Raw genomic sequence first — 12156 nt, 5'->3', positions numbered from 1 at the left:
GCGATCAGAGAGGCGCTGACCTGGCTGGCCACCCGTTCACCTGCTGTCGACGAAGACGCTGCCGCTGAGGAGTAGCGGCCGTCCTCACCGTCCTTCGGTATGAGGACGGCAGGAAAGGACCGTCATGGCATCGGCACCCGAGACCTTCTCAGGGCCAGCGGTTTCGGGGATGCCCTGGAACCCGTCCACCAGTGGACCGTCAGCAGTCCAGGCCACCGTCGCGGTGGCCTGGCTCGGGCGCACGTCGACGGAGGACTCCCAGGACCCAACCCTCTCTCTGCCGCGCCAGTTGCGGAACGCGCGGGCGGCGCTGCCGCCCGGCTGGGTCATCGTGGCTCATTTCTATGACGTCGAATCAGGCCGCAAGGATCTCGACGCCCGCGGTCACAGCACCGCTCATGAGCGCTTCGCCATCCCCGTGCCGCGCGACGGCGGCATCACTGACCTTCTGGAAGAGGCCCACAGCTCGACACGGCGCTTCGCCGCGGTGATCTGTGAGTCCATCGAGCGCGTCGCCCGGCGTACGTACTTCGGCACGAAGATCGAGCATGAGCTGGAACAGTGCGGGGTCGCTCTGTGCGCCGCCGACGAACCGATCCTCACCAGTTCCACGGCCAAGCGTGCGACCCCCACCCTCACCCGGCGGGTCAAGCAGGCCGTGGCCGAGTGGTACGTCCTCCAGATGCTGGAACTGTCCTGGGACGGCTTCATCGAGCACACCCATCAGGGCTGGAATGTTGGCAAACCGCCCTATGGGTACGTCGCGGAGAAAGTGCCTCACCCGGTCCCCGCCCGCCGCGCCGAGGGCCGTACGAAGCACCGTCTCGTCCCGGATGCCGCCTGCGGCCCTGTGGTCACCGAGATCTTCTCGCTTCGTGCTCTGGAAAGACTCAGCTACCAGGCCATCGCCAACCGGCTCAATCTGAACCCGGAGCGATATCCGCCTCCCACAGCCAACCGGCCGGAGGCCACGGTGGGACTGTGGACCGTGCAGGCCGTTCGGGGTGTTCTGGAGAACCCCAAGTACACCGGCTACCAGGTGTGGAACCGCAAGGCGAGGAAGAAGAGGGGGAACAAGGGCAATCCTGTCTCCGAGTGGGTCTGGTCCCCCCTTCCTGTCCACGAGCCCCTCGTCACGCGCGAGGTCTTCGATCTGGCTTGGGCTCACAGGCGGGCTGGCCAGGGCTCTCGTAGCGGCAGCGGAAAGAACTCACATCCTGACACAAAGCGCGAATACGCTTTGCGCTCTTATATCCGTTGCGCGCTATGTGGGCGTCGTATGTCGGGCAAGACGAGCAAGGACCTGCCGTACTTCGTCTGCTACCGCGACGACGCCCATCACCGAAGGGAGGCATGGTTCGATCGCCACCCGAAAGCCCTCTGGGTCGGTGAGAAGATCCTTCTGAGGGCGGTGCACTGGTTCTTCGGCGAGCATGTCCTGGGGCCCCGCCGCGTCGACCATCTACGGGCTCAATTGGCAGCTTCGGAGTCTCCTGCCGAAGCCGCCGACGCGCGGAAGGCCGAGCACCTCCGCAAAGAGATCAAAGCGCTCGGACGCCGCAAAGAGCGCCTACTCGACGAGCTGGAGCAGTCTAGCGACGGTGGTGATGAGGCCGACCGGGAGTTCCGCCGAAGTATCCGCGCACGCTTCCAACGCCACGAGTGTGAGCGTCGCCGTCTGCTTGCCGAGCTTCAGAAGTCTGAGGAGGCTCCTAGCGGCAGCGGGCCGCGCGACACGGACTTGGTCGACGCGTTGCCACGACTTGTTGTGAGTATCGCGAAGCTGCCCGTCAGTGAGCAGCGACGGCTGTACGACGCGTTCCAGTTGGAAGTCCACTACCTGCGACCGCGGCGTGAGATCCAGCTTCAAGTGACGCTGCCCCGCGCCACGGCAGAACAGTTGGGGCAACTGACCCGTAACATCACGGCCCCGCTCACGGCGGCAGGGGTGGCCCCTGACCAGCCATGTTTGGAGCGCCCCCGGCAGGACTCGAACCTGCGGCCAAGCGCTTAGAAGGCGCCTGCTCTATCCACTGAGCTACGGGGGCCGGGTGGTGCGTGGCGAGGCCGGGGTCCGGTGGAGGGGCTCCGGTCTTGCCTGGGCCGGGGACAAGGATAGGGCTCCCGGTTCCTGGTCCCTGGTGCTTCGCGTGCGCGCCATGATGTGGAGGTTCGGTGAAGCGATCCTGATAATCGCAGGCAGTTGCGAATCTCGCATTGCTTTTGGCGCCTCGGGGGCCGGGTGTTGTGCACTCGTTATGCCTTGCCCCGGTCGCCCCTTGCCCCACATGCGTCGAGTCGGCACGCAGAGGCGCCCATATGCTTCATAAATCAGTCAAAATTGGGCATTCTGCACATGTGGTGACTCTGGACGTACGGCCCCAAATGCTCGATGCACTCTCCGCGCTGCGCGACCGCGTCGCCGCCGCCCGCTTCCCCCTGCCCCTGGCGGGAGCACCACGCGCGCGTGCCAACCGGGCCGAGTTGCTCGCCCAGCTCGACGACTACCTGCTACCGCGCCTCACGACCCCCGCCGCCCCACTCCTGGCGGTCGTCGGCGGCTCCACGGGCGCCGGAAAGTCGACCCTGGTCAACTCACTCGCCGGAAGACGCGTCAGCGAGGCGGGCGTGCTGCGCCCCACCACCAGGACGCCGGTCCTGGTGTGCCACCCCGACGACCGCCACTGGTTCGCCGACACCCGCATCCTCCCCGACCTCATCCGCGAATGGGGCCCCGGCACCGACACCGAGGGCCCCACCGCGGCCAGCACCGCGACCGGACGCGGCACCGGCACCAGACTGCTGCGCGCGGGCCGCGGTACCGCCGCCCCCATCGGCGCGGCCGGCGGCCCGGGGCGCACCGCCGCCGGTCGCCGCCCCCCGTCCGACACCCCCGTGCTCCGGCTGGAAACCGCCCCCGCGCTGCCCCGCGGCCTCGCCCTCCTCGACGCTCCCGACATCGATTCCCTCGTCTCAGGAAACCGCGTACTCGCCGCCGAACTCGTCTGCGCAGCCGACATCTGGATCATGGTGACCACCGCGGCCCGCTACGCGGACGCCGTCCCCTGGCACCTCCTGCGCACCGCCAAGCAGTACAACGCCACCCTCGTCACCGTCCTCGACCGCGTCCCCCACCAGGTCGTCGGCGAGGTCTCCCAGCAGTACGGCGCCCTCCTCGCCAAGGCGGGCCTCGGCGACGTGCCCCGCTTCACCGTCCCGGAACTGCCCGAGTCCACCGGCGGCGGAGGACTCCTGCCGGAAACCGCCGTCGCCGCGCTGCGGGCCTGGCTCACCCACCGCGCCCAGGACCCCGCGGCCGCCGCCCGCGTAGCCGCCCGTACCGCCCACGGGGTCCTCGACTCCCTGCGCACCCGCATGCCGGAACTCGCCGGGGCCATCGCCGCCCAGCACGCGGCCGCCCTCCGCCTCACCACCGCGGTCGAAGCGGCGTACGAACAGGAGCACGCGCGCGTACGCGGGCGGCTCCAGGCGGGCGCCGTCCTCGCAGGCGACGCGCTGAAGCGGTGGCGCGGCTACCCCCTCGACTGCGGCCCCACCGAACTCCTCGACGCCCTCGTGGAAAGCCTCGTCGCGCTGCTGCTGTGCGCGGTCACCGCCGCCGACGAGCGCATCGACGAGCGCTGGCGCCGCGAACCCGCGGCCACCGCCCCCGGGCTCACCGGCTGCCGCCCAGAACAGCACCTCGTCGAACACCGCGTGGGGCTCGCCGTGCGCCGCTGGCGCCGTATCGCCGAGGAGTACGCCGAGGAGGAGGTACGCGCCCTCGACAAGTCCACCACCCCGCCCCCGGAGCCCGAGGCCGTCGCCGCGCTCCTCGCCGCCTCCCTCCTCGGCGGACGCCGAGCACGCTCCGCGGGGGAGAAGCTCGCCGAACGCATCGGCGCCCACGGCGCGCTGCGGCTGCGCGACCGCGGCGGCCGACTCCTCACCAAGTACGTCTCCCAGATCCTCCACGACGAGCGCGAACGCCGCCTCGCCCCGCTCGACAGCCTCGGCGTACGGCCGGAGCCCCAGGCCGAACTCATCGCCGCGCTGTCCGTACTCCAGAAGGAACAGAAGGAGAGGTGACCGAGGTGACCGCCGTGACCGACCCGGCAGAGCCCACCGACCAGCAGGCCACGGGCGCTTCCCCGGGCGCGGGACCCCACACCGGCGCGGCCGCGGACCCCCCGGGACCACGCGCCGACCTCCAACAGCCCCCCACCGCCCGCGCCTCCCGCACCCCACCGGAGGCCGCGGGCACCCGGGCGGAAGACGACCGCCAGGACTCGGGCAACAGCTCCGCGTCCGCCACCCCCGCGCCGGGCACCGGTCAAGGCCACAAGGACGCCCCCGGAGCCAATGGCGCGGCACAGGACAGCGATGTCACCAACCCCTCTGCCGCCGCTGCCTCGGCTGCTGCGGGAGACGGGGGGACTCCCGCCGGGCACGCGCGCGTGGAGGCCGATCGGCGGTACACGCGTGTCGGCGGCCCCACCCCTCCCGGCGTGCGCCGCGCCGAGCCCCCGGCCGACACGGCCGGGCGCGGCGGCGCCGTCGACGTGTGGGACGACGGCCTCATCGCCCGCCGCGCCTTCGACTCTCCCGCCCCCGGCGGCCCCAACCCGGTCTACGGCGCCCACGACACCGAGCAGCAGGGCCACCCCCTCTACGACAACGGCCTGCGCGGACGCCTCGAAGCGCTGCGTGAACTCGTCGGCCTCTCCAGGGCCCGCCTCGACTCCGGCGATCTGGCGCGCGCGACACGCGTGCTCGACGAGGCGGGGGCACGGCAGGCGCTGTCCGGGCGGCACACCGTCGTCGCCCTCGCGGGCGCCACCGGCAGCGGCAAGTCCTCGCTCTTCAACGCCCTGGCGGGCACCCACGTCTCCGACACCGGTGTCCGCAGGCCCACCACCTCCTTCCCGGTGGCGTGCAGTTGGAGCGACGGCGGCGAACCGCTCCTTGACCGCCTCGGCATCCCCGGACGGCTGCGCCGCCGCCCGCTCCCCGGCCACGACGGCTCGTTGAACGGCCTCATCCTCGTCGACCTCCCCGACCACGACTCGGCCATGGCCGCCCACCGCGACCAGGTCGACCGCGTACTCGCGCTCGTCGACGCCGTCATCTGGGTGGTCGACCCCGAGAAGTACGCCGACGCCGTCCTCCACGACCGCTATCTGCGGCCACTCGCCGGGCACGCCGAAGTGATGTTCGTCGTGCTCAACCAGATCGACAGGCTCCCCGGCGACGCCGCCGACCAGGTACTCGACGACCTGCGCAGGCTCCTCGACGAAGACGGCGTGGCGCTCGGCGAGTACGAGGAACCGGGGGCCACGGTGCTCGCCGCCTCCGCGGCCACCGGGAGCGGCGTCGGAGAACTGCGCGAGGCCCTGGGCCAGTTCGTGGCCGAACGCGGCGCCCCCGCCCGCAGGATCGCCGCCGACATCGACACCGCGGCCGCCGGGCTGAAAACCGTCTACGCCACCGCCCGCCGCCCGGGCCTCGGCGAGGACGCGCGCGAGGAGTTCACCGACCGCCTCGCCGAGTCCATCGGGGCCGCCGCCGCGGGCGAGGCCGCGGAACGCGCCTGGCGGCGGCACGCGGGGAAGGCGTGCGGCACCCCGTGGCTGAGGCTCTGGCGCTGGCACCGGGCCCGCCGCGCCCCGCAGAGCGGCGCCGTCGCCTGCGCTCCGGCGTCCGAGGAGACCACGGCGCGCGCCCGGGTCGAACAGGCCGTCAGAACGGTCGCCGACCAGGCGGCCTCCGGGCTCCCCGCTCCGTGGGGGCAGGCCGTGCGCGAGGCCGCCGTGCGCGGTTCGCGAGGGCTTCCCGAGGCCCTGGACGAGCTGGCGGTCACCGTGGGCGCCCCGGAGGACCGGCCGCCGCGCCCCGGCTGGTGGCCCGCGGCCGTGCTGGTGCAGGCGTCGATGACGCTGCTTCAGATCCTGGGCGGGCTGTGGCTGGTCGGCCAGATCGTCGGAGTGTGCCCGCCGAACCTCGGGGTGGCGGTGCTGCTGATGGCGATCGGCATTGTGGGCGGCCCCTGCGTCGAGTGGATCTGCCGCCTCTCCGCGAGGGGCCCCGCGAGACGGTACGGACTTGAGGCGGAACGCAGGCTCCGCGAGGCGGCCGCGGCCTGCGGCAGGGCCAAGGTCCTGGACCCCGTGGCCGCCGAGCTGCTGCGGTACGCGGAGGTACGGGAGCAGTACGTCCGGGTGCGGGGGGACACGGCGGTGGGCGCCCGCCTGGGGTGAGCCGGGGGGAGCACGGGACGTTCAACACCCTTGTGGGTGACGAAGTTATCCACAAGCCCTCCGTCATCCACAGCCCGCAGCGGGATCGTCACGCACCGTGCAATCTGGTCTCGCGGCCCGGATCACCGGGGCGCCCCGCGGGGGACCGGCAGCGGTTCCCCGCGGCGACCGCAGTGGCATGGGAGGGATTCGGCATGAGCGAGACGACGGTGACGGTGGTGGGGAACGTCGCGACCGCCCCGGTGTTCCGGGACACACCGGGCGGCCAGTTGGCCAGGTTCCGGCTGGCGTCCACCACCCGGTACCGGGACCGCGCCACCAATGCCTGGACGGACGGGCACACCAACTTCTTCACGGTCTGGGCCCGGTGGAACCTGGGGGCGAACGTGGCGGCGTCCCTCGCCGTCGGCGATCCGGTGTTCGTCCGGGGCCGTCTGAAGGTGCGTGACGACGACCGGGCCACCCCGCCGAGGATTGGCGCCGACATCGACGCCCAACTGGTCGGGCACGACCTGTCCCGCGGCACGGCGGCCTTCCGCAGGGCCCCTGTCGCCAAGCCGGCCCCCGAACCGACCGGCGGAGGCGGGGAAGCGGCCGTCGCGGACGCGGCACCGTGGGAGGAATCGGGCGCCGAAAGGGGAGGGGGCGACGGCTCCGAAGGTCGTCGAAATATCCCGCCCACACAAGAGGATTCAAGTATTCCAATTGTGTCCAACGAAGCGGAATCAAGTGTTCGACGGTCGCGGCAATTGAGCCGCGCCACGTGAGGCCGAATGCCCGAACTGTGGCTTATCCATGGGGAAGTTCCGTTGATTTGTCGATAAGACCAGTCGGCAAACGTGGATTCAGATAACGGTTCGGATTCGGATCGGTTATCCGATGGTATGGCCAGGGGGTGAAGTTGTGCCCGGTTTCCTAAGATGCCGGGCGTAACTCACGGGGCACCCTGAGCATCCGAATCTGCTGGCGGGCCGGCTGTCCCCCATGCCATTGGCTCCCGCCCGGAGGGAAAATCTGTGTTTTCTGCACTCTCTGTGTATCGGCGAGGGGCCGCCCGCCTCGCCGCCGCGACCATGGTGTCCGGCCTTGTGGCGGCGGGCGCCTTCGCCACCTCCGGTGTGGCCGTAGCCGACGACGCGCCGCAGCAGCAGGGCGGCGCCACCGCCACGCTGGGCGGGCTCAAGACCTATGGCGACGCCGTCATCCATGACCACGGCAAGAACGAGAAAGTCTCCGCCGGTCTCTTCGAAATGTCCGTCGACAACGGCGGCACGCTCCAGACGTACTGCATCGACATCCACAACCCCACCCAGAAGGACGCCAAGTACCAGGAAACCCCCTGGAGCGGCACGTCCCTCAACGGGAACCCCAACGCGGGCAAAATCAACTGGATACTCCAGAACTCCTTCCCGCAGGTCAATGACCTCGCTTCGCTGGCGAAGAAGGCCGGCGCCGACAAGCTGACCGCGCAGGACGCCGCGGCGGGCACCCAGGTGGCCATCTGGCGCTACTCGGACAACGCCGACGTCGACGCCAAGAGCCCCGCCGCCGAGAAGCTCGCCGACTACCTCCAGAAGAGCGCGCAGAACCTGGCCGAGCCCAAGGCGTCGCTGACGCTGGAGCCGCCCGCGGTCTCCGGCCACGCCGGGGAGAAGGTGGGCCCCGTGACCGTGCGCACCAACGCCGGTCAGGCCACCGTCACCCCGCCCGCGGACTCCGCGAGCGGCGTGAAGATCGTCGACAAGGACGGCAAGGCCGTCACCAAGGCCGCCGACGGCAGCCAGCTCTTCTTCGACATACCCGAGGGCACCGCGGACGGCTCCGCCGCGCTGACCGTCCAGGCGTCCACCACCGTCCCGGTCGGCCGCGCCTTCGCCTCGCAGACCCGCAGCCAGACCCAGATCCTCGCGGGCTCCAGCGAGTCCACCGTCTCCGCGACGGCCACCGCGAACTGGGCCAGCAAGGGTGCGGTCCCCGCGGTGTCCGCCGAGAAGAACTGCGCCAAGGGCGGCGTCGACATCACCGCCAGCAACAAGGGTGACCAGGCGTTCACCTTCGAGCTGATGGGCAGCAAGCACACCATCGAGGCCGGTAAGTCGCAGACCATCACGGTCCCCGTCAAGGAGGACCAGGCGTACGACTTCACCATCAAGGGCCCCGGTGGCTTCGAGAAGCACTTCAAGGGTGTCCTCGACTGCAAGACCGAGACCGGTTCCGCGGGCGGCGGCTCCGCGACCCCCTCGTCACAGCCGAGCCCCGCGTCGGTCGGCGGCAGCAGCTCCTCCTCCAGCAGCACCGGTGGAGACCTCGCCCAGACCGGTAGCTCCAGCTCCACTCCGCTGATCGCGGGCATCGCCATCGCGCTGGTGCTCGTCGGCGGCGGCGCGGTGTTCTTCCTCCGCAAGAGGAGGGCGTAGCCCGAGTGAACTCGGCGGCGGCCTGCGGTCCCCGATGACCGCAGGCCCCACCGAGAACACCACGGCCCCATTCGCCCCCTCGTGGGGGTGGATGGGGCCGGTTGCTTTTCGGGGGGTGGAGGTGGGGTGGGGGAGAGGGGAGGGAGGGGGAGGGGGGGGCGGGGGCGCGCCCCCCCCGGGGGGCGCGCGGGCGCCCGGGGGGGGGGGGGGGCGCGGGGGGGGGGGGCGGGCGTGGGGGGGGGGGGGGGGGGGGGGGGGGGGGGGGGGGGGGCCCCCCCCCGGGCCGGGGGGGGGGCCCGGGCCCCACCCCCCCGGAGAGCCCCCGCGCAGCCCGGTCCGCCCCCCCCAAGAGAGCCCCCGCACCCCCATCCACCCCCACCCCTCACCCCACCCCCGCACCCACCCCCCACCCCCCGTCCCCCAACCCGTTTTCCCCAGAGCACCCCCGTACGGCAAAATGGCTACGTCTGCCCTCACGCGGCGGAATCGCGTACTGCCTCTGCTGGTTTCAAGCTGCCGGACGGTTTCCTTTGGCTGAGTTCATTTACACCATGCGCAAGGCGCGCAAGGCGCACGGCGACAAGGTGATTCTCGACGATGTGACGACGAGCTTCTATCCAGGAGCGAAGATCGGCGTCGTCGGGCCGAACGGCGCCGGGAAGTCCACCATTCTCAAGATCATGGCGGGCCTTGAGCAGCCGTCGAACGGTGATGCCTTCCTGTCGCCCGGGTACACGGTGGGCATCCTGCTCCAGGAGCCGCCGCTGACCGAGGACAAGACCGTCCTGGAGAACGTCGAGGAGGGCGTCGGGGCGATCAAGGCCAAGCTCGACCGGTTCAACGAGGTCGCCGAGCAGATGGCCACCGAGTACACCGACGCGCTGGGCGAGGAGATGGGCAAGCTCCAGGAGGAGCTGGACCACGCCAACGCGTGGGACCTCGACGCCCAGCTCGAACAGGCGATGGACGCGCTGGGCTGCCCGCCGGGCGACTCGGCCGTCACCAATCTCTCCGGTGGTGAGCGCCGCCGGGTCGCGCTCTGCAAGCTGCTGCTAGAGGAGCCCGACCTGCTGCTGCTCGACGAGCCCACCAACCACCTCGACGCCGAGTCGGTGAACTGGCTGGAGCAGCACCTGGCCAAGTACCCGGGCACCGTGGTGGCCGTCACCCACGACCGGTACTTCCTCGACAACGTCGCCCAGTGGATCTGCGAGGTCGACCGGGGCCGTCTCTACCCGTACGAGGGCAACTACTCCAAGTACCTGGAGACGAAGCGGTCCCGGCTGAAGGTCGAGGGCCAGAAGGACGCCAAGCGCGCCAAGCGGCTCAAGGACGAGCTGGAGTGGGTGCGGTCCAATGCGAAGGGCCGCCAGGCGAAGTCCAAGGCCCGTCTCGCCCGCTACGAGGAGATGGCGGCCGAGGCGGAGAAGATGCGGAAGCTGGACTTCGAGGAGATCCAGATCCCGCCGGGCCCCCGGCTGGGCAATGTCGTGGTCGAGGTCGAGAAGCTGGGCAAGGCGTTCGGCGACAAGGTGCTCATCGAGGACCTGTCGTTCACGCTGCCCCGCAACGGCATCGTCGGGGTGATCGGCCCCAACGGCGCAGGCAAGACGACCCTGTTCAAGATGATCCAGGGCCTTGAGGAGCCGGACAGCGGCTCCATCAAGGTCGGCGACACCGTGAAGATCTCGTACGTGGACCAGGGCCGCGCCAACATCGACCCCAAGAAGACGCTGTGGGCGGTGGTCTCCGACGAACTGGACTACATCAACGTCGGCCAGGTGGAGATGCCGTCGCGCGCCTATGTGAGTGCGTTCGGCTTCAAGGGGCCCGACCAGCAGAAGCCCGCGGGCGTCCTCTCCGGCGGTGAGCGCAACCGGCTGAACCTGGCGCTCACCCTGAAGCTCGGCGGCAACCTGCTGCTCCTCGACGAGCCCACCAACGACCTGGACGTGGAGACGCTGTCCTCGCTGGAGAACGCGCTCCTGGAGTTCCCCGGGTGCGCGGTGGTGGTCTCCCACGACCGCTGGTTCCTGGACCGTGTCGCCACGCACATCCTCGCCTACGAGGGCGACTCCCGCTGGTTCTGGTTCGAGGGGAACTTCGAGTCGTACGAGAAGAACAAGGTGGAGCGGCTCGGGGCCGACGCGGCGCGCCCGCACCGCGCCACGTACAAGAAGCTCACCCGGGGCTGAGGCGGGTGGCACGGCACATCTACCGCTGTCCGCTGCGCTGGTCGGACATGGACGCCTTCGGGCATGTCAACAACGTGGTCTTCCTCCGCTATCTGGAGGAGGCACGGGTGGACTTCATGTTCCGGCCGGCGCCGGACGGCGTCACGTCGTCGTTCACCGAGGGCACCGTCGTGGCCCGGCACGAGATCGACTATGTGCGGCCGCTGGTGCACCGGCACGAGCCGGTGACGGTGGAGACCTGGGTCACCCGGATCAGGTCGGCTGCGGTGACGCTGTCGTACGAGGTCAAGGACTATGCGGCGGGTGAGCCCGCGGTGGAGGGCGGGGAGCGTCCCGACGTCCTCTACGCACGGGCGTCGACGGTCATCGTGCCGTACGACCTCGATGCGAAGCGTCCGCGGCGGCTGACGGCGGACGAGCTGGCCTTCCTCGAAGGGTTCCTCGACGGCAGGGACGAGGGGCGCGAGAAGTCGCGGGCGCTGGTCGCATGACGGGGCCGCGGCATTCGGTGGAGTTCGCCGACCCCGGGGAGGCGCGGGATCTCGCCGCCTTCCTGGGGCGGTTGGTCCACTATGACCGGGCGGCGGCGGTACGGCTCCAGGCGGCGGGCACCAAGCTGGCCGTCTTCGGCCGCCCGCCCGCGTTCGACGTGATCGCGGTGCGCACGGCGCTGCTGTCGAAGCCCTACGAGCACGGTCTCGACCACACGCTGGACACCACGGTGTCGGCGGGTGAGCTGCTGGACTCCCTCGACGAGGCTGCCGCGACGGGGGAGGTCCCGGAGGCCGTCACCGGGCCGCCGTGGGCGGGCATCCTGCCGCCGCGTGGCGGCTGGCGGCCGGAGCCGGGGCTGCCGGCGCCGGCCGCGCTGAGCGCGGCGGTCGCGGGCGTGGTGGCCGAGTTCAGGACCCGTGCCGCACGGCTCGCGCCGGAGGCGCGGACCCGGCCGGAACTCGACCGGCTCGGGCACGACCTGTGGTCCCGCCCGGCCGGTGACACCCGGCTGCCGCTGCGCGCCGTGCACGCCGCCCAGTCGTTGGGCTTTCTGCGTCCGCCCGCTCCCGCGGCGCCGCGGGAGACGGCGGGGGCGGGTGTGGACCTGCTGGCGGCGGGCTCCTGGCTGCGGCTGCGCACCCCGTACGGCTCGGTCGCGGTACGGCTCGGCGGCCTCGGGGGGCTCGGCGTCACCCCCGCCTAGGGCGTGTCCGCAAAGTTGTGGCGTCGTTGGTCTGTTCGTGGTGCGTCGTCATGAGGTGACCGATGAATCGTGGGCGGTGATCGAGCCGT

At 71.1% G+C, this 12156-nt stretch carries 6 protein-coding genes, 1 tRNA gene and 2 pseudogenes; 8 read left to right on the top strand and 1 reads right to left on the bottom strand.

All coding sequences use genetic code 11. The features are described 5' to 3' along the window. Window positions 1-124: 124 nt before the first annotated feature. Window positions 125-1111: pseudogene (locus ACIBIW_RS32340) on the top strand (recombinase family protein); the annotation flags it as partial. Between the two features lie 864 nt (window positions 1112-1975). Here the strand turns inward: ACIBIW_RS32340 and ACIBIW_RS32335 are convergent. Beyond that, window positions 1976-2048: transfer RNA gene (locus ACIBIW_RS32335), tRNA-Arg, on the bottom strand. A 310-nt stretch (window positions 2049-2358) separates the two neighbouring features. Here ACIBIW_RS32335 and ACIBIW_RS32330 point away from each other — a divergent pair. The 7 genes and pseudogenes from ACIBIW_RS32330 (at window position 2359) to ACIBIW_RS32300 (ending at window position 12067) form a co-directional block, all read left to right on the top strand. Beyond that, the gene (locus tag ACIBIW_RS32330; RefSeq protein WP_399341355.1) at window positions 2359-4089 is read left to right on the top strand and encodes a dynamin family protein; all 1731 of its coding nucleotides are present in this window, start codon (window positions 2359-2361) and stop codon (window positions 4087-4089) included. Next, window positions 4086-6257, top strand: a complete 2172-nt coding sequence (locus ACIBIW_RS32325; RefSeq protein ID WP_399341352.1) for a GTPase — start codon at window positions 4086-4088, stop codon at window positions 6255-6257. The genes ACIBIW_RS32330 and ACIBIW_RS32325 overlap by 4 nt, the downstream gene beginning before the upstream one ends. A gap of 194 nt (window positions 6258-6451) precedes the next feature. Continuing rightward, window positions 6452-6829, top strand: a pseudogene (locus tag ACIBIW_RS32320) (single-stranded DNA-binding protein); the annotation flags it as partial. A gap of 501 nt (window positions 6830-7330) precedes the next feature. Further along, window positions 7331-8674 (top strand): Cys-Gln thioester bond-forming surface protein, encoded by a 1344-nt coding sequence (locus ACIBIW_RS32315; protein WP_399341350.1) that lies wholly within the window; start codon window positions 7331-7333, stop codon window positions 8672-8674. Window positions 8675-9204: 530 nt separating this feature from the next. Further along, window positions 9205-10869 carry an energy-dependent translational throttle protein EttA gene (gene ettA, locus ACIBIW_RS32310; protein ID WP_399341348.1) on the top strand — a complete coding sequence of 555 codons (1665 nt, stop codon included), beginning with the start codon at window positions 9205-9207 and terminating at the stop codon, window positions 10867-10869. Between the two features lie 5 nt (window positions 10870-10874). Then, window positions 10875-11360, top strand: a complete 486-nt coding sequence (locus ACIBIW_RS32305) for an acyl-CoA thioesterase (RefSeq protein ID WP_399341346.1) — start codon at window positions 10875-10877, stop codon at window positions 11358-11360. Beyond that, entirely contained in the window at window positions 11357-12067 is a 711-nt protein-coding gene (locus ACIBIW_RS32300) for a hypothetical protein (RefSeq protein ID WP_399341343.1), read from the top strand. Before ACIBIW_RS32305 ends, ACIBIW_RS32300 begins: the two co-directional genes overlap by 4 nt. The last annotated feature ends 89 nt before the right edge of the window (window positions 12068-12156 follow it).

The organism is Streptomyces sp. NPDC050560 (assembly GCF_044457285.1).
In the GTDB taxonomy this organism is placed as follows: domain Bacteria; phylum Actinomycetota; class Actinomycetes; order Streptomycetales; family Streptomycetaceae; genus Streptomyces.
The sequence above is the reverse complement of the archived record's forward strand: the minus strand, read 5'-3'. Positions and strand labels throughout refer to the sequence as shown.

Coding starts and splice junctions, on each gene's coding strand:
- ACIBIW_RS32300 (WP_399341343.1), top strand. CDS start 11,357: ATGACGGGGCCGCGGCATTCGGTGGAGTTCGCCGACCCCGGGGAGGCG.
- ACIBIW_RS32315 (WP_399341350.1), top strand. CDS start 7,331: ATGGTGTCCGGCCTTGTGGCGGCGGGCGCCTTCGCCACCTCCGGTGTG.